Annotated in this window: 13 protein-coding genes; 2 read left to right on the forward strand and 11 right to left on the reverse strand. The window is 38.6% G+C overall.

The window, feature by feature from the left end:
* Positions 1-2: 2 nt before the first annotated feature.
* The 8 genes from K5G00_RS07530 to K5G00_RS07565 all read right to left on the reverse strand — a co-directional run bounded on the left by K5G00_RS07530 (position 3) and on the right by K5G00_RS07565 (position 15358).
* Positions 3-3413, reverse strand: coding sequence for a TonB-dependent receptor (locus K5G00_RS07530; RefSeq protein ID WP_238765524.1), 3411 nt, complete (start codon positions 3411-3413; stop codon positions 3-5).
* Between the two features lie 138 nt (positions 3414-3551).
* The gene (locus tag K5G00_RS07535; protein WP_238765525.1) at positions 3552-4559 is read right to left on the reverse strand and encodes a FecR family protein; all 1008 of its coding nucleotides are present in this window, start codon (positions 4557-4559) and stop codon (positions 3552-3554) included.
* A 169-nt stretch (positions 4560-4728) separates the two neighbouring features.
* A complete protein-coding gene (locus K5G00_RS07540; RefSeq protein WP_238765526.1) occupies positions 4729-5316 on the reverse strand; it encodes an RNA polymerase sigma-70 factor in 588 nt (195 codons plus the stop codon).
* A 239-nt stretch (positions 5317-5555) separates the two neighbouring features.
* Positions 5556-6941, reverse strand: coding sequence for a glycosyl hydrolase (locus K5G00_RS07545; protein ID WP_238765527.1), 1386 nt, complete (start codon positions 6939-6941; stop codon positions 5556-5558).
* 62 nt (positions 6942-7003) lie between these two features.
* Positions 7004-9100, reverse strand: a complete 2097-nt coding sequence (locus K5G00_RS07550) for a glycan-binding surface protein (protein WP_238765528.1) — start codon at positions 9098-9100, stop codon at positions 7004-7006.
* Positions 9101-9126: 26 nt separating this feature from the next.
* Complete coding sequence (locus K5G00_RS07555; protein ID WP_238765529.1) at positions 9127-10377, reverse strand: glycan-binding surface protein; 1251 nt, start codon at positions 10375-10377, stop codon at positions 9127-9129.
* Positions 10378-10396: 19 nt separating this feature from the next.
* A complete protein-coding gene (locus K5G00_RS07560) occupies positions 10397-12097 on the reverse strand; it encodes a RagB/SusD family nutrient uptake outer membrane protein (RefSeq protein WP_238765530.1) in 1701 nt (566 codons plus the stop codon).
* Positions 12098-12115: 18 nt separating this feature from the next.
* Positions 12116-15358, reverse strand: coding sequence for a SusC/RagA family TonB-linked outer membrane protein (locus tag K5G00_RS07565; RefSeq protein ID WP_238765531.1), 3243 nt, complete (start codon positions 15356-15358; stop codon positions 12116-12118).
* A gap of 341 nt (positions 15359-15699) precedes the next feature.
* Here K5G00_RS07565 and K5G00_RS07570 point away from each other — a divergent pair, with 341 nt between their 5' ends.
* Positions 15700-19887 (forward strand): hybrid sensor histidine kinase/response regulator transcription factor, encoded by a 4188-nt coding sequence (locus tag K5G00_RS07570; RefSeq protein WP_238765532.1) that lies wholly within the window; start codon positions 15700-15702, stop codon positions 19885-19887.
* A 1052-nt stretch (positions 19888-20939) separates the two neighbouring features.
* Positions 20940-21125 carry a hypothetical protein gene (locus K5G00_RS07575; RefSeq protein ID WP_238765533.1) on the forward strand — a complete coding sequence of 62 codons (186 nt, stop codon included), beginning with the start codon at positions 20940-20942 and terminating at the stop codon, positions 21123-21125.
* 3 nt (positions 21126-21128) lie between these two features.
* Here the strand turns inward: K5G00_RS07575 and K5G00_RS07580 are convergent, their stop codons facing one another.
* From K5G00_RS07580 to K5G00_RS07590, 3 genes are read right to left on the reverse strand one after another with little or no spacing between them, the layout of a single operon-like run.
* Positions 21129-22253 carry a Gfo/Idh/MocA family protein gene (locus K5G00_RS07580; RefSeq protein WP_238765534.1) on the reverse strand — a complete coding sequence of 375 codons (1125 nt, stop codon included), beginning with the start codon at positions 22251-22253 and terminating at the stop codon, positions 21129-21131.
* A 7-nt stretch (positions 22254-22260) separates the two neighbouring features.
* The gene (locus tag K5G00_RS07585) at positions 22261-23304 is read right to left on the reverse strand and encodes a galactitol-1-phosphate 5-dehydrogenase (protein WP_238765535.1); all 1044 of its coding nucleotides are present in this window, start codon (positions 23302-23304) and stop codon (positions 22261-22263) included.
* Position 23305: 1 nt separating this feature from the next.
* Complete coding sequence (locus K5G00_RS07590; RefSeq protein ID WP_238765536.1) at positions 23306-25684, reverse strand: glycoside hydrolase family 95 protein; 2379 nt, start codon at positions 25682-25684, stop codon at positions 23306-23308.
* Between the last annotated feature and the right edge of the window lie 150 nt (positions 25685-25834).

Genomic DNA, 25834 nt, shown 5'->3' on the forward strand with positions numbered 1-25834 from the left:
TTTTAGAAATTAAGATTTAAACCTAAAGATATTATCCTTGGAACCGGATATTGATTTGTACCATGTGAAAATGCACTCTTCTCAGGATCGTAGCCTTCAAATTTTTCATCTACAAGTACAAAAACGTTTTGCGCATTTATGTAAAAATAAATTTTTTGCAATCCAATTCGTGTAGTAAGTTCATTTGGCACTGCATAGCCCAGTTGTACATTTTTAAGTTTCAAAAAACTTATTTCTTTAACCCAATAAGAAGATTCCAGGTTATCCCATGAGTTATTAAAGTATAAAATTGGAACATCAGTATCTTTATTCTCCGGCGACCAGGCATCTCTCCACCTTGTTGAAATTGTTCTGTTTTCATAATTCAAAGTGGTTAAAGCATTATTATTATAGGAATGTACGCCCAAAAGTCCCTGGAATAAAAGATTTAAATCAAATCCTTTATATTTAAAAGAGGTAGTTAAACCATAAGTAACTTTGGGGATGGTATTTCCGATTTCCTGTTTGTCTTCAAATCCCAGTTTCCCATCGTTGTTTACATCTTCGAATTTGAGGTTTCCGGCAATGGGTTTATAACTATTGTTACTCATGTGTTGTTCCGCTTCGTCATCCGACTGATAGATGCCAATCGCTTTATATCCGTAAAGTGACCGGTATGAGTATCCTTCTCTGATTAGATACAATTGATCCGGTGAATCACCCCCCCGAAATTTAGTGACTTCATTTTCGATAAAAGTTGCATTTAACCCAATATTGTATCCAAAGCGGTCGCGGTTTATGGATTGATTGTCATAGTTAATTGTAAATTCAAAACCGTTGTTGACCATTTCACCCACATTTTCATAAGGAGGTGTTATATCACCCATTATATCCGGGATTGGTAATTGTACGATAATATCTGTTGTTTTCTTTTGGAAATAATCAGCTTCAACAGTTATTCTGTTATTCAGGAATCCCGCGTCAAAACCAATGTCAAGTGTGGTAGTTGTTTCCCAGGTAATATCTTCATCTATTAACGAGGTTACAGCTGCTCCCGGGGCAAAGTTACCGGCATAACTATAACTTAAATCATTATTTTGAGTAATGATTGTTAAATAGGGCCAATAACCTGAAATGTTTTGATTTCCCAATTGTCCCCACGATGCTCTGAGTTTTAAATTGGTAAAAATATTCTGGTTTTCCATGAATGATTCGTCAATAGCTCTCCAACCTACCGAGAATCCAGGGAAAACTCCCCATCTTTTTCCTTTCTTGAACCGGGATGAAGCATCCGCTCTTATATTAGCTTCAAATAAATATTTGCTGGAAAGTGCATAGTTAAAACGTCCGAAATACGAGAACATTCTCAATCCGACCATATTTCCTTCACCCTGAATTCCGGATGTACCGGCGTCTACCTGGGTTAATCCCTCTTTTGGTGGTTCCGATCTTCTTGCATACACGTTTTTAATTTGCCGATCTTCCACCTGTAATCCGGCGATCGCCGAGAAATCATGAATCTTCGCAACGGTTTTGTTAAAATTCAATGTTGAAAACACATTGTTTACGAGTGACGATACCTGGTTGCGGGAAATTTCAATTCCTTCTCTGTTGTAGTTTTTAGTCATCATCGGAATTCCTGAGTCAGTATATCCAATAATGGTTTCATTGTAATTATCAGTCATATTCCAGTTTCCTGTAGATGCAACGGTTGTTTTCCAGTTTAAAAACTCAAAAAGTTTAACATTTGCAGAAGCATTGATACTTAAAAAATTCTCTTCTGCGGTTTTCTTTCCATTATTTGCATCAATTAAAGGATTTCTGTTGTCAAACAGAATATTTCCATCATCAGTTATGGCTTCAACTGCTCCAAATTCCCCATCCCTGGTATAGGGTGCGGTATATGGAGTGACGCCATTCAGCATATCAAAAAAACGACCCATCGATCCATAAACAATATCGTTATATGGTTCTACCGCTACCTGATGGCTATAACTTATTCGGGCATCTACAGTAAACCAGTCGTTTACTTTTGAATCAAGGTTCGCTCTGATCCCATATCTTTCTGTATTTGTATTTGGAACCATTCCATCCTGATTCATATAATTAAATGAAAGGAATGAAGAACTTTTTTCTGTTCCTCCTTTTATGGATAAATTGTGTTCCTGAATTGGGGCGCTATCGAATACTACGTCAAACCAATCGGTACTCGGATATTTGTACTTATCTGTTCCGTTTTCAAATGCTGAAATCATACTTTCAGGAAACAAGGGGCTTCCGCCTTCATTCTCTAGGGCGGTGTTTGTCATTCTCATGCTTTCGGCACTACTGGTAATGAGGTCGTAGCTTCTTCCTAATGTTTGAATTCCATAATAGGAAGATAAATTTACTTGCATTCGTTCGCCGGCATTTCCCGTTTTTGTTGTAACCAGAATTACACCATTTGCGGCTTTTGAACCATAAATTGCGGCACTGGCTGCATCTTTTAGTATGGAGACACTTTCAATATCGTTTGGATTTAACTGGTCGAAATCGCCTTCTATCCCATCAATTATTACCAATGGGTTCGAATTGTTCAAGGTTCCCCACCCCCTAACACGGATTTGCGCTCCATCACTTCCCGGTTTCCCTGAGTTTTGACTCACCCAAATCCCCGGAGTTTTGCCACTAAGTGCCTGAGATGCATTTGTGATTGGCCTGTTTTCCATTTCTTCATCAAAAGTTATCATTGAAACAGAGCCAGTCATGTTGACTTTCTTTTGAACACCGTAACCAACAGCCACAACTTCCTCCAGACCAATGGTTTCCCTTTCGAGGGTGACATTAACATTTGTTTGGTCACCAACAGGAATCTCCTGTGCTCTCATACCAACAAAAGAGAAAAGTAAAATGGCATCGTCAGGAACATTGTTTAATGTGTACTCACCATCCTCATTGGTTATTGTTCCCTGTGTAGTGCCCTTGACAACAACGGTTACGCCAGGCATTGTTGCCCCTGTATCATCGATCACCCGACCGTTAATTGTTTTTTGTTGTTCACTATCAAGATTATACTCTGCGTGACCATTTGAAGCTTTTTTCAATAAAACAAGATTGTCTTGTCTTATTTCGAAAGTGACATCTTGTCCGCTAAATAGCTGATTTAAAATTGTTTCGACATTCTGGTCTTTTGCGTCTATTGTAATAGTTTGTTCAACGTCAACCTGTTCTCTTTGGTAGAAAAAACGGAAGTCGGTGGTTTCTTCTATTTCACGAAGTACATCTTCTACCCGTTTATTTTCTATTTCCAGCGATATTTTGGTACTCTGAGAATACACGGATGCGGACAGTTGCATAAAACAAGCCAGAAGTAATATTAAAGTTAGTTTCATAATTAGCAATAGCTTGTGTTTCCCCCCAAAATAGGAGAAACGATCCAATTCATTTTTTTTCATAAATTTGCTTTGTTTAATGTTAAATAATAAATGGTGTGACAGCACCTTTGTTAAACACATTGATTCCGGCAGGTGTGACAGCACGTGCCGGTTTTTTTGTTAGGCATACATCAATTTATTTCATACGTTTATCCTCCTTTATCTTTTTTGAATAATAACTTGTTGTCCTTCAATTCTATAGTTTATAGGTAGGGTTTCCTGTAGTAATTCAAGTACCTCTAAAATAGTTTCATTTTTTATTGTTCCGTCATAATGGTAATCCAGAACGATATTGTCGGCAACAACAATGTCGACGCCAAATTTTCTTTCCAGCAGTATAATCAACTCCTTTAGATTCATATTGATGAAAATTAATTTGTTATCTCTCCATGAGCTGAAAAGTTTAGTGTTTACGTGTTTTGTTTCAAAGATGTTTTGTTCAGAATCAAAAATAAACTGCTCTCCCGGTTCTAAAACCGTGGTAGTTTTGAAATTTGGATTGGAAGAAGGAATAATTTGTATTTTTCCTTCTTCAAGGGTTGTTGTAACTTTTGATTCTGTTTTGTAACCCTTTACATTAAATTTTGTACCTATTACTTTTATTTTGTAGGAAGGAGTAATGACTACAAATGGTTTTTTTGAGTTTTTGGTAACATCGAACCAACCTTCGCCATCGAGAAAAACTACCCTGTTTCTATCTGCTCCTGAGGTTGTGTAGGTAATTTTTGATCCGGAGTTTAGATATACCATTGAACTATCGGGGAGGATAACCTGGGAAACTGATCCGATAGGAGCAATGCTGGTGTAGTATACCGGCTGCTCTTTTTTCATCAGGTGCACAAAAAAACCAGCCAGAAAACCAAGAACCAGAATTGCTGCGATTCTTGAATATTTAATTATTATTTTTTTACTTTTCTTTTGTGGCTGAACTTGCCCTAAATTTATTTGATGGTGTATTTTGTCTAAAATTTCAGAGAGATTGTCTGGTTTTGGTTGGGATTCCAACTCTTTTTCATTGTTCCACCATTCAAAAATTATTTTTCTCAGATTTAAGTTTTTATAAGGTGATTCAAATAGTTTGAATGCATTTTGCAATTCTTCCGGCGAACTCTCTCCCGCTAGATATTTATTGATGATTGAAATGTTATTGTCTTTCTCAAATTCCATTTTTTTCAATTGAAAATTTTTTACGGTCAGAAATAAGGAATGCCGCAGGTAAAGGGTTTCTTTTTCCCTGACCGTGAATCAACTTATTTGCCGGCTCATACTTGTTATACGTAAATTTAAGTGATACCCCCCAAATTTTTTTTACTATTCGTATTTGATAAAAGGTGTTTCAGAGGAATAGAGAAAAAAATAACAAAACGGGTAGAATATCTCTACCAAGTTGTTGTCTCATATGTTTTAAAGTCAGGTTTATCTGGTTCTCAACTGTTTTTACCGATATTCCCAATTGTTCTGCAATTTCCTGATGAGAAAGGCCTTTCTCCCTGCTTAACTGAAAAATTTTTTTTCGTTTCCCAGGGAGTTTTTCTATGATTTCTGAAATCTGGTGATTTAAAAAGTTATAATCAGAACTGTGGTCGGTGCAAAAACTGTTGTCTTTAAAATTAACTTCCAGAAATTGTCTGAATTCTTTGTCTTTTAGTCTGAGCCTTAACTGATCCATAATCAGATTATATGAAACAGTAAAAAGAAATGATTTGAACGATTTTGAGGAATCAATTTCATTTCTTTTATTCCAAATTTTGTAAAACGTCTCCTGAACTATTTCTTTTGAATCTTCCTGATTTTTGAGCAGAGAAAATGAAAATCGGAACAATCTGTCACCGTACCTATGAAACAATTCATCAAATGCTTTCACTTCATTATTAATGAGTTGTGAAACCAGTTGTTTGTCGTTTTTGGAAGAAAAGTCGGACATGTTGTTCGTTTAGAAGCTGCAAAGTAACAATTTTATTATCAAAGTTAGAAAGAAATGTTTCTGGTAAAGTCAATATAAGTAAGTCTTTTCAAGTTGAAGAAATTAGGACGAAGAAGTTGATTTGCCGTTTCAAATAAAAAATGCGGGGAATTAACAGAAACAGCTTGGAGGAAAATGAAAAAGAAGGAGTACCGGGAAATTGGTCTACTCCTTCTTTGGAACAAATTTATGAAAAAAAACTACTTAAGATTTGGCATTTGCTCGCGTGTAATTACATAGCTCTGATTAGCCGCATTTATCCACCAGTCGGCGTTGGCAAACTGATGAGCGGGTTGGCTGAAATCAGCTTCATCTAAATTGTTCGTTCTTTCAAAGTCGTACCAAGGCATAAAATACGACCATTTTGCCCCGGTAGCCCATTGAGACGAGATTGTTGCCACATTCCCCATTTCGCTTAATGTGACTATTTTGTTTGGATATTCATTCTGGATAGAGAAAAATTGTTCAGCGATTGAATTTGCGTCTGAATTATTATAAATATCCCGACCAATAACATCAACATAATCATCACCGGGGTAAAAATCATTGTCGTTGGTCTGGGTGGTCCAGACCCATATTAGGTTGTCCAGTTCCATTTTCTGAAAATAGTCAAACATAAAAATCCAAAGTTGTTTAAAAGCCTCTGCTCCGTCGGCTCCCCACCAGAACCAAGCCTCTCCCGCCTGGTATTCGTAAATATTTCCCGCTGCTTCATGTAATGGTCTCCAGATCAATGGAATGTTTTTTTCTTTAAGTATTTTAAGATAGCTTCCTATTTTTTCCAGGTCAGCTTTTACAATTTCATTTTCCCATGTTCCTTGAATTGTTGCGTTTGATGCTTTAAAAGAGGTTTCATCGGCATAAAAATGATAGTCGTCACTCCCTTGGTTTGATGGAACGTTCCAGTGCCAGCTGGCGCAAACAAGGCCGTTGTTGTTCCACCATTCTTCAATAAATGCGGTTTCTGAATAATCAATCCAATTGGCTGGAGAGAAAGGCAGGTGTATGTAATCGAATGAAGTTATTGCCGGGTATTTTCCGGTGTGTTGTTTAATCCATTCTGCTTCGTTTGTGTTCCACGCTACGTTTGACATTGCGGCAGAAATTACTTTTTGACCATAGTTTTCTTTTAAAAAATTATAGACATTTTTTACCTCCTTTGATGGATTTTCAGTTACAAGCTCAGCACTTATTTCTATCGGGTTATTTGTTTTTGTTGAAAATGAGAAGGAAAACTCTTCTGCATAGTTTTTGGCCAAATCAAGTACAGAAATTGCTGAAATTGTAACGGAGTAATCTGTATTATTTTCCAATACAGTTTCAATATTAAGTTGATTTTCGATTACATTCGCATCAACGGTTTTATTATTTACGGCTATTTGATGGGAATTTCCCAGTGTTATTGGCTCACTGTAAGTAATAACTATTTTGGAATTCAACGAAACTCCGGTCTCCCCGTCGGAAGGTGTTACACTTTCCACTTGTGGCGAAATATTGTCAACGATATCTTCCCCTCCGTTGTTTTCCTCGCAACCAAAACCACTAACTACTGTAACAGCCCAAAAAAATAGGCAAAACTTCTTCATAATATATTAAAAAGAATAGTCTTCTTAACAGGAAAAAGAAGACTATCCGTGAATGATTTCTTTTATTTTGGGTCGAATCGCAGGTTGTCCAAACTGACGCCAGCCGGAATAACTCCGCCATACAAACCATTGGTTCCGGATGATAAATCAAATGTTCCGGTCAGTCCCCAGGTGCTTACCGGCACAGAAACTGTAATCCAGTCGCCGCTTGTGGTAGCAGGGAGTAATCCTGCTCCGTACCAGTAATTCCACTGGTCGGCAAACACAAATTGAAGTTGTGCATTCTCGGCACCGGTAATTCCTTCTTCGATACGAATGTCGAACTTGAGCACATAGTCTTCAACATTGTTTATAACAGGAGCCGGAGCTCCGTTTGCCTGGTGATTGCAGTTCAATATCCATCCATCGAGCGCGCCGTTAACCCTTAGGAAGATATTTCCGTTTTCTTCCAGAATTTCGGTATTTCCACTCCAGCCTGAATCCCAGTATCCATCGTGACCGCCGTGTTGTTCAAAATCCATTACAATAATCGTTTCGTCCGTAATCGGATCGGTACCTCCAATAAATAAATCAGGGGATAAACCTTGTTCTCCTTCGTACGTAATAATTGTAATATTTCCGTATCCTTTTTCAACATCAATTGGCACATACACCTGAACCATTTCATCGGTTTTTACGCCGTATGCGGTTGCTTTGACGTCACCCGGGAAGATTAATTCTTTTATTAAAAGAAGGTTGGATCCCTCGATGGTCAGAATTTCTCCGGGGGTACCTTTGGGTTCTGAAAACCCTGTAATTTCGGGCAGATTGGCTGTAATGGTAATTTCGGAAGATGAAGCGATCAAGTTGCCATTTTTGGTAATTAGTTGGATCAACCCACTGGAAGCGCCTACAGGAACAGTTACCTGCAACTGGGTTTCAGTTTGAGATTCAATAACACCGGAAACTTCACCGGCAAATTTTACGTCTACAACCAAGTCCAAATCGGTTCCTTCGATGGTTATGGTATTATTGGCTTTTGATTCGTCCGGGCTAAAAGATGAGAAAACAGGATCAATAATTGTAATTTCCGGCCCGCTAACTTCTTTTTGTGCTTTTGTTGTAAAACGTACTGTTCCGGTAACCGCAGCATCCGGGACAACGACCTTTATTTCGGTTTCAGTAGCACTGGCAATATTTCCTTCAGTATCGCCTCCGAAAAGAACTTTATCTACGAGGTCCAAATCGGTTCCGGTTACTGTTATTTCCTGTCCGTTTTTGACTGTTGTTGGAGAAACAGCAACAGTAGGTAGCACCAATATCAGATCTTCTGATGATTCAACACCAACCATTGATGCAGGAAACATAGTTATTTTACCATCCTGTGTATCTTCAGGAACCGAAAGTTCGATTGTCGTTTCTGAATGACTTACAAATTCTGCAATTGTTTTATCTCCTCCCAATACTATTTGTTTTACCAAATCAAGGTTGGTACCGGTTATGGTTAAAGAAGAGCCTGCTTTAACCGGGTTTGGAGATATTGTTGCAAATGCGGGCAATGTTACAGTTAGTTCTGCGCTTGAGTAGATAATAATAGGTTCTTCCGCTCCATTTGAAATGGCAATTTTGCCTGTTTGTGCTTCTTGAGGAACAACTAATTTTAGTTCTTTTCTGCTTTGACTTGTGAAAGCTGTATCGCCGACAGCAATGCGGTCGGTAAAAATAATTTCCTTTACAAGATTCAAATAGTCGCCGCTGATGGTTATTTCCTGTCCGGCTTTTAACGATACAGGAGAAAAATTGTCAATTGAAATTGGTTCAGAATAGGTTATTGGAGTTTTAGTTGTAATGTCTCCTTGTGGTGTTTTTAAAGTAATTAATCCTTCCACGGCATCTTGTGGAATAGTTAATGTTAACAGATCAGATGTTTTTTCGTTGAAGGATGTAACTTCAATATTTGATGGCAAAACTACAGCCGATACCTGATTAAGATTATAGCCAATAAACACTAATTCTGCTCCCCTTGCAATGGGCATTGGGCCAAAGCTTTCAAGAACAACTCCGCTTATTTCATTTTCATCTTCCTTGTCGCAAGATGTAACCATCGGAAGGATTGTGACAGAGGCAAGTGTTAGAAACAGCAAGCCTCTATTGATATATTTTTTGAATTTTGTTTGCATAATTCTTCTATTAACAGGTTTTCATTCTATTGAGGTACAACTCGGATATTGTCGATACACATGTGTATGGTACAATCTTCTCCTGTAAGTCCTCCATGCCAAACAAAAAATGTAAGTCCTCCAAGCATATCATTTGTAAGAGAATTGGCACTGGTTTGTCCTTCATGCGTATATTTAAAGTTGCTTAGCGGGATAGACACTGTAGTCCATCCTTCAGTTTGGTAAGATCCGGTTTCAGTCCAAGGAGTCCAAAGGGCACGGGGCACATTCGTGTCAGCAAGATAACTGTTGGTCCCGGTTGTTGAATACGGCGTAAAAATCATTTGCAAAGCAGCTGATTTCCACGGCTCAACAACATAACATTCAAATTTTAGTACTGCTTTGCTTAAATCACCCGAATAAAATGGTTCATCGGAACGGCCATTTGCCTGGTTCCACAGGTTAAAACTAAAACTGTCTTCATCCCATTTGCTGGAAGCATCGGCAGGCATGTCGCCCTGGAAGCGAACATAATTTCCGTCAATTGGATCCGGGTTTGAATTGCCTATCTTACCTGAACGCCATCCTCCGGCAGCAGTTAAATTGTCCCAATCGAGGATGAAATTGCGATCGTCGCGGAAATAGAATGAGGAACGGCTTGAACCGTACAATGATTTTACGGTTATCGGGCCAACCCCCGCTCCTTCAGGAACGGTTACTACAATTTCATTTATGGTTACGCTTTTTATTTCGGCTTCGAGGTTCCCCGGGAAAAATACCTGAAGTGGTTTATTGGGGTCGTCGAGAAAGAAGTTTCCCCGAATGAGAGCATTGTTGCCATCCTCAACATATTCACAAAGCATGGAGGCTACCATTGGTGCAGGTACATCTACTCCAAACGGATGAGTGGATTCTACCTCACCTTTTGTAACAAGTCTTATTTCGTTGGTTACAATTTCAGGAATTTCGTTGGGAATTGTAACGACAATACTTGTATTGGTTATAAAACTGTTATTTAGGATGGCTTCCTGGTCGTTAAACCAAATTTCAACTACGGCACCTAAGTTTTCACCAATTATAGCAATTGTATTTCCCATAAAAGCATGAGTAACCAGTGAGTCGGATTTTTCGGATTCGGTTAACCTGATGTAGCGAACAACAGGTGTTGCATGCGAGGAGGTTACATCGTCATCATCATTCTCGCACGACTGAAACAGTATTCCGGATAATAGACCGGAGAGGACGAGAAAGATAAAGGCAACCGGAATTTTATCTAAAAAATATTTTTTTATTTCCATTTTGTTATAGTTTAGTCTGTTAGTATTCAATTGTACTGAAATCAAATGGAACAGGTTCCACGTCATCTCTCAGGTTCGGATTCATTGCCAGATCGACTTCCGGAAACGGCAGTTGGAATTTGGAATCGCTGGTAATGTTTACTTTGAACGATTCAATCGTAACTTCCGATTTTTCAATTTCGGCATCATAATACTGACGTAATCCGTTGAAAGAACCTCTTTCCTGGTTATTTAGCCACTGTTTTGCCAATTCCGGTTTGTAATAGTGGAGTCGTACAAAATCATACCAGTTGTCACATTCAAGTGCGAGCTCCAGTCTGCGCTCTTTAAAAATATCTTCAAAAGAAATTGACGAGACATCGGTATGTGCTGAGATGGAACGTCTGCGAACTGCGTTAAAAGCTTTTAATGCTTCTGCATCACTTGTGGTTTCATTGTTTCCAAGAATTGCTTCTGCATAAATTAGGTAAACATCAGCCAGACGTAAAATATGGGTTGCCAGATCGGTGGCCATTCTGCGTGCAGGAACCCCTGCTTCGTCTTTGTGGTCGCCTTCAAAGTGGCCAACGATGTGCTTTACGCAGTTTGCTCCCGTGCCGATACCAAAAGTTGCTCCTGCAACGTTGTTATCATCGTCCCATGTACAGGTAAAACCTCCAACATGACGCCAGAAGTATGGATAATAATCATCTTTCATCATCATTGTGGCCTTTCTGCGGTCGTCACGATTGTTTCGTGGTTCACGGGCGTCTTCATTAAAGGCAAACTGAAGATCGATTGTCGGGCCACGCCATGTTCCCCAGGAATCGTTCAGGCCTGTAAAACCGTTTAACGATAAATCGGATTGTAAAGAGTTTTGTGAAGTCCACTGGTCTGAAGCTACCCAGCGCCAGGAAAGTAGATTCTCCTCGTTGAAATTTCCGGTTGAGATTCGGAAAAGATTACTGTACACCGGCTCCAGAGAGAGTCCGCTTTCATTTATTACTTTGGCTGCGTATTCTTTCGCTTTATCAAGATCCGCCTGATTGCGCGTTCCATTTTGTCCGTAACCTGAACGGGTTAAATACACTTTTGCCAAAAGTCCGTAAGCTGAGGTTTTGTTGATTCTCCCTTTTACGTTTTGTTCCGGAAGAAGTTCAATTGCTTTCAGCAATGTGCGAACGATGTATTCATAAACGTCTTCAATTTGGTTTTTAGGAAGTTCGGTAGCATTTCCGGCTCCAATTATTTCGCTGTTACTGTGAATAATCGGGATGGCTCCCCAGATGCGAACCAGGTAAAAGTAAGCCATTGCTTTCCATACCATTGCTTCTCCGGTTACCGTATTTTTTGTTTCTTCACTCACATTTGGGCCGGCTTTGGTTCTGATGTTTTCGATAACAGCATTACAATGGCCATTTACCAGCCAAAGTGAATTGGCAGCGTTTGCCAGATCCTCGTTTGAGGAAGTTAAGTTAAAATTCTGGTAGCTGTTATCGGTTCCAAGGTACATGTTGCCTGCCAAAACATCACCAATCCATACAAAACCTCTCTGGAAATCGTACCATGGGGCACTGTACAAAACATTGGCAGCCTGAAAACACTGTTCATCAGTTTTATAAAAACTGTCAATCGTGTAGTTGTCTTCAGTCGGACGGTCGAGAAACTCTTCACAAGAGTAGCTGATAAAAAGAAGAGCTGTCAAAACCAGTATTTTATGGGTTTTAAATAGTTGTTTCATAATATCTGATTTTCAGGATTAAAAGGTTATACTTAAACCAAATGTGTAAATTCTTGGCGACGGATAACGGCCGTTGTCCAATCCGCTCACATTATCGTTTGTTTGGCTGGCGCCTACTTCCGGGTCAAAACCGGTATATTTCGTAATCGTCCACATATTTTGAATGTTGGAATAAACTCTCAAATTATCGATTGACAAATTTCTAAGTAGTTTTTTGGGTACATAGTACGAAAGCGTTATGTTTTTGAAACGGAGGTAAGAACCGTCTTCAATAAACCGGTCAGAGATACGTTTATTATCATTTGGATCTCCGGCGATTGCTCTGGGGATATCTGTATCCGGGTTTTTTACCTGTATATTGTCAATATCCTCGTACCAGGCGTTTACCGTAGAGCCTGTTGAATTTAGGGAAGGATATTGTTTGTCCGGATTAACGGCTTCAAGTTTAGCCCGGTTAACAGCGTCAGAAAGTTGATTGTTCCACATGCTTTCCATGCTGATTAAACTTCTTCCTACATAATTTAAAATTTTGTTTCCGTAAGAACCATTAATAAATACATTTAACTCGAAGTTTTTATAGCTGAATGTATTGTTAAAACCAAAAGTAAATTTTGGCAGCGGCGATCCAATGTTGGTGCGGTCGTATTCGTCAATCACTCCATCAGGAACACCATCCGGACCGGAAAGGTCTTCATATTTTATGTCTCCGGGCCAAACTGTATTCGAACGGTTAAAGTTGCCATCATCAGGGTATGCCTTTGTTTTCGGGCTATTCATAATATCTTCTTTATTTTGGTAAATGCCCGCAACTTTGTACCCATAAAAATTGTAAAGTGATTCTCCAATTTCTGTAAGACTTACGAGGTCGGTCCACTGGCCATATCCTTCAATATGAGCAGCGGGAGTCCCGTCAAGTCCGAGCAGTTTATTTTTATTTCTGGTAAGAGAAAGTTCGCTTTCCCATTTAAATTCCCCGACAAAAGGACGGGTATTCAATGTAAATTCCACTCCTTTGTTTTCAATCTCCCCAAAATTACCCATCGGAGGATTCAGACGGATGGAAGCATTTCCCCTTGTTCCCATATAAGAAGGCAATTGCATATCCATCAGCATTGCAGTTGATGTTTTATCGTACAGGTCAATTACCATTTCAATGCGGTTGTCGAATAAACCGAGGTCAATTCCTAAATTGTATTGTTCCTGTTTTTCCCATGTAATATAGGGGTTGGCAATGTTACTTTGCCGGAATCCCTGACCAAGTCCGGTTGGCATTTTATTTATAGAGGCCCCCCAGCGGTATCCGCCAATGTTTGCGTTACCCGTTTGTCCCCAACCTGCACGGATTTTAAAGTTACTTACTTTTCCTTCAAGGCTTTCCATAAACGATTCGTTGTTTATTCTCCACGATGCTGCAAATGCATGGAAAGGTGCCCAGCGGTTTTCCGGGCCAAAGTTGGAGGAACCGTCATAGCGGAAAGTATAGGTTAGCAAATATTTTTCATCATAGGAATAATTGGCACGTGTAAAGGCTGATGCCATTGCACCGCTTCCTTTTCCCGAGCCTATGGTCATCGTTGTTGGATCACCTAAACTTGGCAGATGGATATCATTGCTGGAGAGACCAGTGCTGGCGCCTCTCAAATTTTCATATGTCCACTCCGAAACTTCCTGACCAACCATGGCAGTTACATTATGAACGCCAAAAGTTTTACTGTAGGTGAGATAGTTTTTTAACTGCCAAAAGAAATTCTGGTTATACTGAATGCTGGATGAGTTGGTAGAATTTACGATTGTACCGTATTCGTATGTTGGCAGAAAATGGTAAGCGTTTGAATTTCCGATATCAACGCCAAGTTCTGTCCTTAACGTTAAATCCTTTGTAAAGTTGATGTCGCTATACAGCGTCCCTACAATACTTGTTCTTTTGAGTGTATTTTCTTCATCCAGTGCTTTAGCAATCGGATTAACTCTTCCCGGTGAACCTTCTCTTTGATCGCCAGACCATGAACCGTCGGTATTATAGATTGGAATATCAGGTGAAGAATTAAGCGCGACGCTAATAATCCCCTCTGTACTGTTATTCAACCCAATATTTTCTTTTGTTTTTGTAAACATGAGATTGGTTCCCATTTTGAACCAGGATTTTAATTGTGCATCGAGATTTACGCGACTTGAAAAACGCTCAAAATCAGATCCGATTACGGTACCCTCCTGAGTGTAATAGCTTCCGGAAATAAAATATTTAACAACATCAGTTCCCCCCATGGCGCTTATTTGATTACTCTGCATCGGAGCTACACGGAAAACAGCATCCTGCCAGTTGGTTCCTTCGCCAAGTATTGAAGGATCTTGTAGTTCAACCCGGGGGTCACGTCCGTTGGTTTCAGCAGCCCAGTCGTTACTGTATTCAGCAAATTCACGTAAATTCATTACATCAATTCGTTTTACTTGCTCCTGAACACCGTAATAACCTTCGTAGGTAAATTTTGCTTCTCCTGTTCTTCCCTTTTTAGTAGTAATAAGTACTACTCCATTGGCACCGCGAGAACCATAAATGGCTGTTGCAGAAGCATCTTTCAAAATTTCTACAGAAAGAATGTCTGAAGGGTTTAAAACCGATAGCCCCGAAAAAGTAGAAACACTACCATTTCCCATAGCATCTCCCAATCCGACAGAATGTCCGCTTTGACTAACATTTTGAATAGGTACACCATCCACTACATACAGTGGTTCGGAAGCATCGGCTCTTAAAGTACCCTGTCCGCGAACACGGATTGATACAGATGAACCCGGTTGTCCCGAAGTTTGAACGGCAGTGATCCCGGCTGCACGCCCTTGCAGGGCCTGGTCGAGGTTGGCAACCACAGAACCTTTAAGTTTATCCTCGGAAACGGAAACAACAGATCCGGTTACGTCTGATTTTTTCATCGTACCGTAACCAACAACAACAACTTCATCAAGCCCCTGTGTCTCAATTTCAAGTAGTGCATTGATTTCGGATTGCGAGCCAACCGTCACTTCCTGAGTTTTGTAGCCTATAAACGAAAAGACCAGCACTGTTTCGTCGGAGGGAGCCGAGATAGCATAATTCCCTTCAAAATCAGTAACTGTTCCAACGGTTGTTCCTTTTAAACTCACATTTACCCCCGGTATAGGTTCAGATGTCTGGGCATCTTTCACTATACCTGTTACCCTCTTCTGCGCAAAAAGACTGCTGCTTATCAAGAATAACAATAGAATCAGAATTACTTTTTTTTTCATAAAGAGTTTTAGTTAATGTATGATAGTTTTAAATAATTTGTATAAGAATAATGATAAACGAGATTATCAGGAGATACATAATAATCTCAAGCAAGAGATAGATTTTGCGATGGTGTTTTTTTGCCATTTTAGTTAATTTAACGAGGTAAAAGTAGGGCGAAATGCAAATTAGAATGGGAGTGGTTTGTAAGCAAATAAGATAGAGATGAATTTATCAGGGGTGAGATTTGTAAAAAATATATACCTGATTTGTAAAATTGTTTATCAAAAAAAAGCGAAGTAACTATATTTCAATATTTTTAATTTTAATGGATCGATTTCACTACAGACCTTAAAAGAAGATGTTAAAAAAAATTCTACATATATTTTATCCGGTACTTTTTATTTTTGGGTCAGCCTTTCAACTTTGTGCTCAAAATACTCCAGCAAATTTCTCGAATATTGGCGTGTCCGACGGGATGACTTCCAATTGGGTAACTTCACTTCAAAGAGATTCTGAAGGTTTAATGTGGATTGGAACGAGTAGAGGCCTAAATCGTTTTGATGGATATCAAATTACAAATTTTGAAGCCAATGCAGAAGATTCCGCCAGTTTGTCCAATAATTTTATTTCTGTCGTTGCTGAGGACAACGACTCTAATCTTTGGGTTGGGACAACATTTGGGCTCAACATAAAAAATTTACATTCCCGCTCGTTCAGGCGAGTTTCTCTTTTTGACTATAATGCGTTTGGATGCAATGATGTAAATAATATTGGGAGTATTTTCGCTGCAAAAAACGGAGATATGTACATTGGTACTCATGAAGGTTTTTTTGTTTATAAAAAGGGCAACTTTGAGCATCACTTAATTGATTCATCTCTGTTTAGTGCCGATGTAAATAATGTAATTTCTTTTGCTGAAGATCGTACAGGAAAAATGTGGATAGGTACTTTTACACGAGAATTAATTGAATACAGCCCCAATGATGGAAGCTATAAATCGATCCCATTGCCCCAGTTGTACGAAGGAAAATATGTGCGAGGCCTGCAAAATTTGTTTATTGATAGCTATAACTTGCTCTGGATTGGAGGCCAGGCAGGGATGTATGTCTACGATTTGGTGAAAGGACAATGGCATTCCGAGCTAAATGAAAATCTTTTTAAACAGATTGGAAATAAAGTTATTTCAGGAATTCAGGAAGATGAGAGCGGAGTTGTATGGATTGCTACAGATGGAGCAGGTTTATATTTGTACAACAGAAAAGAAGATTCCATTCAAAACATTTTGTTTAAAACAGGAGACACAAAGAATATTTCTACAAACGGATTACACAGTTTATATATTGACAATGATAACATTGTTTGGGTAGGGACTTATAAAAAGGGGCTCGACTATTATAAGCAGAGTTCTAAAAAATTTCGCTTAATCCAAAATAATCCGGATAATAAGAATTCTTTGAATTTAAATGATATCAATTGTTGCATCGAGCGTTCGAATGGGAATATTTGGATTGGAACCAACGGTGCAGGAATCAATATACTTGATAGAAAAACGGGAAAGTTTCAATTTATAACGGTTGAAAATACAGGTATTAACGGATTAACCAGCAATGTAGTTGTTTCTTTGTTTGAAGATCATTTGAAAAATATGTGGATTGGTACTTACTATGGCGGATTGAACAAATACAATCCTAAAGCAGATGAGTTTACTGTATATAAACACAATGTAAATGACTCAACCAGTATTTCCGATGACCGGATATGGTATATTACGGAAGACAGCAACCAGAATATCTGGATAGGTACACTTGGGGGTGGCTTAAATCTTTACGATGCCGGGAACGATTGTTTTATTCGTTATGATTCCGAGAATTCAGGCCTTTCAGGCAATTATGTAAATCATATTGCAAGCGACCACCAAAAGAGACTTTGGATTTCGACATCGGATGGTTTATCGATATACAATCCCTTTGAAAAAGATTTTGATGTTTATTTTAATAGCTTTTCTGATAATATACCAATAAACTTTGGCCCCGTTAATTCGAGTTTTGAAGACAGCCGTGGTTGGTACTGGTTATGCAGTGAACAAGGATTGATAAAGTTTGATCCTGAGTCCAATCATTATCTTTTGCTTAACCAACTCAATAATTTGTTGCCCAAATCGGTAAAGAGGATATTGGAGGATGACCAGGGAAATTTATGGGTGAGCAGCTCTGCCGGAATTTCAAAAATCTCTTTTTCAAATATCATAAACGACTCGATTTTTACCACAGAGATTATGAATTTTGATGAAACAGATGGATTGCAGGGACGCGAATTCTCTGAGCACGCTTCATTAAAAACAAGCGATGGCGAATTGATTTTTGCAGGAGTAAATGGTATAAATATTTTTAAGCCAAACGAAATAAGACCAGACCTTTCAACTCCTAAAATGGTTTTTACCAACCTGAAGATTTTTAATAATCCGGTAAGTCCGGGAGAGGTTTTTGATAATCGGGTTATTCTTCCCCGTCCGGTTGATGCCGTTGACGAAATTGTATTAAAATATTCCGAAAACCTGTTTACGATTGAATTTGCAGCACTAACTTATATTCATCCTGAAAAGAATAAATATCACTATCAGCTGGAGGGATTTAATGAAAACTGGTTTGAAACAGACGGCACCGCCAACTTTGCAACATTTACGAATTTGAATAACGGCGACTATATTTTGCGTGTTAAAGGGTCTAACGAAGATGGCACTTGGAACGAGGAAGGTATCTCTTTGAATATTAAAGTTTTGCCTCCATTTTGGAAAACCTGGTATGCTTTGCTCGGATACGCTGTCCTTTTCTTTCTTTTGCTTTTGGGATTGCGATTTATGATTCTGAACAGGGAAAGGCTTAAGGTTGAATTGGAAATGGAACGCGAAGAAGCAAAACGAATACACGAACTTGATTTGATGAAATTAAAATTTTTCACAAACATTTCTCATGAGTTCAGAACCCCGTTAAGTTTGATTCTTTCTCCGGTTGAAAAGTTACTCCCAAAATTTAAAAATCTTCCCGAGGAAAAATACCTTGAGCATATTTATCAGAACGCTAAAAAATTAATGGCGTTGATAAACCAATTGCTTGATTTTCGAAAAATGGAAAATCAGGGGCTCGCGTTTAATCCTTCCTGGGGAAATATAGTGGAATTTATTTCCAGTGTGGTTGCTTCGTTTAACGATTTAAGTGAAAATAAAAATATTGAACTTCGTCTGGTCACAAACCTCAGGGAATTTAACATGATGTTTGATAAAGAGAAACTTGAGAAAATTCTTTACAATCTGCTTTCAAATGCTTTTAAATATACTCAGGTGAGCGGGTTGGTCATTGTGCAGGTTGAATTGGAAGAGATTCAGAATGATAGTTTGGCTCAAACAGGAGCAAACCTGATAATAAAAGTAAAGGATAACGGTATTGGAATTCATCCTGACAACATTGGCAAAATTTTTAATCGTTTTTATCAGGTTGAAAATCAGGTAGATGCAGAAAGTCAGGGATCAGGGATTGGCTTGGCATTAACAAAAGAATATGTAACGCTTCATGATGGAACAATTAAAGTTGACAGTGCGCAAGGCATAGGAACCAGTTTTACAGTTAAATTACCGATTAAAAATGACGGGAACATTTCACCCCAAATTTTTTACGGGAAAACAAAAGAAATCAAATTTCCAACTAATCAAAAAGATCCCGTTCTTCATAAAGAAAAAATTGGAGCTAAGCAAAAACCTGTTGTATTGATAGTTGAAGATAATCGGGATCTGAGGAAATATCTGAAAGAAAACCTTGATGAAGAATATGAAATAGTTGAGGCTGAAAGTGGAAAACACGCTTTGGCTCAGCTAAACCTTAAACTTCCTGATATAATATTAAGCGATATTATGATGCCGGTTATGGATGGTATAGAATTCTGTAAAAGGGTAAAAAGCGATAAAATTACCAGTCATATCCCTTTTATTTTTTTAACAGCTAGAACCTCGGAACAACAAAAATTGGATGGCTTGAAGAGTGGTGCCGATGATTACATTTTAAAACCTTTTAATTTGGATATTTTGAAGGTAAAAATTGAGAATTTGGTTCAATTGAAACAAAACATACGGAAGGTTTTTAATACAAAGATTGAAATTGAACCCAGGGATATTAGTATCACATCCCTCGACGAAAAATTTATGAGAAAGGCTTTTGATATCATTGAGGAGCAAATGGGAAATTCGGAGTTTACAGTGGCTGAATTTAGCAGGGAAATGGCAATCAGCAGAATGCAGTTGTATAATAAAATTGTGGCCTTAACCGGAAGTTCTCCTCTTGAATTTATTCGGATTCTTCGTTTGAAAAGAGCTGCGCAACTCCTGACAAGGGGACAGTTAAATGTTTCAGAAGTTGCATATAAAACCGGATTTAATGATCCTAAATATTTTAGTGTTCAGTTTAAAAAAGAATTCAATATTTCTCCCTCTAAATATGGCAAATGTTCTGCCGGCCTTTCTCCGCAAAATTTTGATACAAATAATAACTTATCATAATGTAAAAGCAACACTCTATTGAAGCAATTTCTAAAAAATAAGCTAGAAAATATAGAATATTTAGAATAATTAGAATAGGTTTAATTTGTTGTTTATTAGATGTTTGGGAGCGTTTTTTTGATTGATTATTGATTTATTTGCAAAAATATAAAGATATCTTTGTGTTTTATTTTTTTTTGACATAAATTGAGGTTGAAAACATTTTAAAACATTTGATTATGATAGCAGATAAAATGAAAAACACAGGTTATTACTGACAGTAAAATTGGTTAACGACAGTCCAAGTTTCAAACATGCTTTAGGCAATTAGTCATTCAAAAATAACAAAGTTTAATTACAAAATAGATTGGTTAATCACTGACAAAATGTTGATATAGGGTTGTCGAACTGGGTTTGCACAAAATTGGAAATAAAATCAATCTTTAAATTTGGTTTTAATCTGAGTTTTAAATTATCTTTTTTGATTATAAGAAGCAGTTCTTTAAGTATTGAGTTTTTCAAAAATTTCTCATCTATATTTTTGTAAACGCACACATTTAATTTTGTATCGAAAATTTGAAAATCTACCATTCAATCACTTTGAAAAGTTCGATAAAGGAACGTTTGGCTAATCAAAAAACTAACATAAAGAGACGAATGTAATTGTATTAAAAAGGTAATTAAAAGGTAAATTTTATTTGCCTGAATAATTGAGGTTTTAAAATAATTTCTACTATTCCGATTTACTAAAATTAATTAATGCAAAATTGTATTAATGTTTGGGTAAAATAAGGGTGGCTGTTGAGTCACCCTTTTTGTTTAAGATAAAAATAGTCAATATCACGTCCTTGGTAGTTTTTACGATTCAAACCGAGAGCAAAAGGATACATGATTTTGCACAACACAGAAAACCACTTCGGTTTCGACGGTGATATCCATAAATATTTTATATTTCAAGCTGATATTTTTTCTCTTTTTGGGACAACTTTGTTCAAAAAGACATGAAAATTAGTTAGTTAAGCGTTTCTTTTTCTTTAGTTTTGTAAGTGGTGATGATTTAAAATTAAGGGAGGATGGGACGCAATTCAATTCAAAAATTTATAGACGGATTCGACGTAGATTCAAAAGCTTATTTCGTAATAACGCTCGTTGCTACTCTGGCAGTAGCGGGAATGTTAATGATTAATTCCAGACTGGAGCAGAGCAACAATATCATTTGTTTGCAGACGGAAAGCGTCGAAATGAAGGTTCAACAATAGTAATTATTTCTCCTCTAGCCTTCCATCCAAGTCGTCTTTGTTTTCGGCCTGGAGAGGAAATTTTACAGGTTTGTTGTCGCGTGTTGAGCGGTAAATTGCAGTAAAAAGTTCAACTGTTCTGCGACCTTCTTCTCCTGTTACCAGCGGTTCGCGATTGTTTTCAATAGCCTGGAGGAAATCTTCAATCTGTCGCTCCATATAGTGTACTGTTGGGTCCACGCTGTTAAAAAAGGCAGAATCTTCGTTTTTCCATTTCTCCAGCAATTTTTCTTCGCCCGGCACAGACCAGATATCGTTTACCGGCGGCTCCTGAATTCCCGACATTCCAGCAATAAACATAGCTCCGCCATCGGTTTGAACACCTGCTGAAGCTCCATTTTCGCCATGTACATGTACCTTTCCATAAATTCCCGGTTTTTGCGAATTGCTTACAATGATGTTTCCAATACCGCCATTTTTAAATTTGATAATCGCAACCGCAGTATCTTCTACTTCTATATAGGGATGATTTAGGTTACGCCACAATCCGTAAACTTCATCAATTTTGCCCATATACCAGAGCAGAATATCCAGCTGATGAGGTGCCTGATTAACCAAAACACCGCCACCTTCCATTTTCCAGGTGCCACGCCATTCGTCGGCTTCGTAATACGCTTCATCCCGCCAACCCAACATATTTATGGTTCCAAAAACCGGTTTTCCCAGTTTGCCGGCATCAATCGCATCTTTTACCCGTTTCACGGGTTCGTACCAGCGCCGTTGGCTTATTACTCCAAGTTTAACGCCGGCTTTTTTACAGGTTTTTATCATTTCATCCGAATCTTCCAGTGTGGAAGCGAGCGGTTTCTCCACAAGAATATGGGAACCAGCTTTTGCCGCAAGTTTTGCCGGTTCCAGATGAAAAGGATGCGGAGTACAAATAATAGTCAGATCTATTTTTTCGTTTTTAATTAATGGCTCAATTTCAGAGTAAAACGGAACCTTGTATTCCGAAGCAAATTTTTCAGCTGTATTTTTTGAACGACTCCAAACACCTGCGAGTTTTGCATTTTTCAATTTTTGAACCGCTTTGGCATGCAAATGGGCTACTTTTCCGCATCCGAGAATGGCGATATGATATGTTTTCATGTTTGATTTATTTTGAAAAATTTGGGACTAAAATTACCTTGTTTAGTCCGGGCTCTTTATCATAAAGTCTTTTGAACCAAAGCGCACCTTCGGAAAGAGGAGCTATCGCTGAAATCATTTTGTCTACATTTATTTTACCTGAAGCAAGCAAGTCGAGCACCAGTTCATACTCGCCATTTATGGCACAGCTTCCCAAAAGCGAAAGTTCTGTTGTAACAACTTTTTGTAAGGGAATAGTAACTTCGGGTTTCAGGTTTCCAACCAGAACGGCTGTTCCGCCTTTGCGCAAATTATTAATACAAAGGTTTACAGTTTCTGAGATTCCTACCACTTCAAAACCAAAGTCTGCACCACGGGTTTTGGTTAATTTCTTTATTTTTTCTGAAATACCAGGTATAGAAGTATTGAAAGTATGAGTTGCACCAAATTCTTTTGCCAGCTCCAGTTTATTTTCGTCCAGATCTAGCGCTATTATCGGATTTGCTCCTGCAATTTTTAGCATATTAACCACAAACATTCCTACCATTCCGGCTCCAATAACAAGGGCACTCTCCCCGGGTTGGATTTTTGAAATATTCACAGCATGGGCTGCAACGGCTACCGGTTCAACCATCGCGGCCTGCTCAAATGAAACATTGTCCGGGATTTTGTACAGAATATGTGACGGCACCGATACATATTCTGCAAAAGCACCATGCTTCCGGTATTCTCCGGGCGAAACACCCAAAACTTTCCGGTTGTCACTCAGGTTGTAACGTCCTTTCCGCGTATACCAATCTTCGAGCTGGTATATGGTTGAATCAAAAGTAACCCGGTTGCCAACTTGCCAGTCCGAAACATTTTTTCCTGTTTTTGCAATAGTACCGGAGGCTTCGTGTCCCATAACTAACGGTGGTTTTCTGCGACCTGTACTTCCATCCATTCCGTGAACATCGCTACCGCAAATGCCACAGGCTTTAACCTGTACCAATACTTCATTTGATTCAATCTCAGGTTCTTCAAAATCCCTGTAATTGAGTTGCATATATTCCTCTAAAACAAGCGCTTTCATATTAAAAATTTTCTATGGTAAAAGTATAACTTTCTCCTTCGTTTGTGTCTTTTGAGATTATTTTTCCTTTATAACGCAGATTTAGTTTGTTTCCGAGCAAAGACTTTATTTCTGCAGAAACAAGAGAGCCTTCTTTCCAGGAGATTGTGAATTCAAAACCACCTTTTCCTTTTATTCCTGTTATTTTGCCGGAGGAAAGTGCAGATGGAAGTGCAGGGAGGAGGTCTTGGTAGAAATCACCATTTTCATCGCGCAGGTGCGACTGCAAAAGCATTTCAGTAATTCCTGAAGTTGCGCCAAAATTCCCGTCTATCTGAAACGGTGGATGTGCATCAAACAAGTTGTTGTATAGACCACCCCGGTCTTCATAATTGGTTTCTTTACTTTTTGAAGGAATCATCAGGTTTTTTAACAGAAGGAAGGAGTGATCTCCATCGAGCAGTCGTGCCCAAAAATTTATTTTCCACGCCCGGGACCAACCCGTTCCACCGTCGCCACGTTGCGAGAGTGTTACTTTGCATGCATCGGCAAAATCGGGAGTTGTTAACGGGTGAATTTCACTTCCGGGATGCAAACTCCACAAATGGGAAACGTGCCGGTGTTCATTCTCCGGATTATCAACATCCTTCAGCCACTCCTGTAACTGCCCGTACTGCCCAATCTGATTCGGCGCAATTTTAGACCGTTTTTCTCTTAACATTTTTACAAAGTCATTATCGACACCAAGAATATTTGCAGCTTCTATCGTATTGGCGAATAATTCTCTGATAATTTGATGATCCATGGTTGGCCCCATTACCAAACCTCCCTGTTCTGGGCTGTTGCTTGGTCCGCTAATCAACCATTCCGGATGTTGAGGATCCGGTACCAGGTATTCGGCAAAAAAACGGGAAGCTTCTTTTAACACAGGGTAAGCGGTTTTCTCCAGAAAAGCTTTATCACCGTTAAATTGATAATGCCACCACAAATGTTGACTTAACCATGCACCTCCGGTTGGCCAGATTCCATGGTTTGAATTATTAATCGGGGCAGCTCCCCTCCAGATGTCGGTATTATGATGGGTAACCCAACCATCCAGGTCATAATGCTCTTTTGCTACATTTTGACCGGTCTGCGCTATTTCGGTAACCATTTTAATTAAGGGATTGGTGCATTCTGAAAGATTAGTCATTTCAGCCGGCCAGTAATTCATTTCGGTGTTAATATTAATGGTGTATTTACTATCCCATGGCGGTGCTGTTTTATCATTCCAGATGCCTTGCAGGTTTGCGGGTTGTGTTCCTGGTCGTGAAGATGAAATCAGCAAATATCTTCCATACTGGTACAACAACGAAACCAAAGAAGGGTCTTCATCTGTTTTGAAGGTAGCCAGCCGTTCGTCGGTGGGACGTTTTGAAATTTCAGAACTTCCCAAGTCCAGTTCCACACGGTTAAATAATTCTTGATAATCTTCAATGTGAGAAGACTTTAGCTTTTCATATGATTTCCCGTCTATATTCGAAAGATATGAATCGCATTTTTCCGAAGGATTCCCGCTGATGTCGTTATAATTTACAAAACTTGTTGCTGCCACTAAATAAAGAGTGGCTTTTCTTGCGTTGGCCACTTTTAATGTTTTTGCGTCTTCGACAATTCCGCCTCCCTCATTTACAACTTTTAGGCGGGCTTCAAATACAAGTTTACTTTTCGGATATAGTTTCCCGTTGCGTCCTAATTTGTTAGGATAATTATTTGCCTTTCCTTTAAGAATGATTTGGTCATTTTCTATCGAAACTGAATAATTTTCGTGAGGGCAATTTAGTCCTACAGCAAAATTTAACGCCCCATTTTTCGAAGCTTCCAAATGGACTATGATTGCTTGATCGGGCTTGGAAGCAAAAGTTTCGCGCTTAAAGCTAACTCCATCCATTTCATAAAAAACTGTTGAAAGGGCATTGCGAAGATCAATCTGGCGTTTATAGTTTTCAGGATCATCGTGTCCGGGGAAATTCAAAAATATTTTTCCAAAGGGCTGGTAGCAAAACTGCCCGAATGGTTCTGACATAAAATGCTCGTTAGCCAGCTGTTCGGCTTCGGCTTGTTTTCCATCCCATAACAACTGTCTGATTTCTCCAAGGTAGTTGTATGCACCTTTGTGAGAATAGTCGTGGGGCTGCCCGCTCCAAAGCGTTTCCTCATTAAACTGGATGGTGTCAGATGTTGTTCCTCCGTATAGCATTGCCCCCAAACGCCCGTTACCGATAGGTAGCGCGTCAGTCCATTCTTCGGCTGGTTCATTATACCATAATCCCAAAGATGGGTTTAATTCCTCCACCGGTTCGAAATAGGTAGTACACGAAACAAATAAATAAGCTATCAGAAAAATTACAGATTTTTTCATTCTGAAAATGTTAGTTTAGATTTCTCCAAACTTACAAAGAATTAACAAAAAACCCCCGGCCTCGCCGGGGGATAATAATATTTTTTAATTCACTACACTTAATGAATTAAACCTATGAACACGTTAAATTACTGTAATTCTTTACGGAAA

This window comes from Maribellus maritimus (assembly GCF_022267315.1).
Taxonomy (GTDB): domain Bacteria; phylum Bacteroidota; class Bacteroidia; order Bacteroidales; family Prolixibacteraceae; genus Draconibacterium; species Draconibacterium maritimum.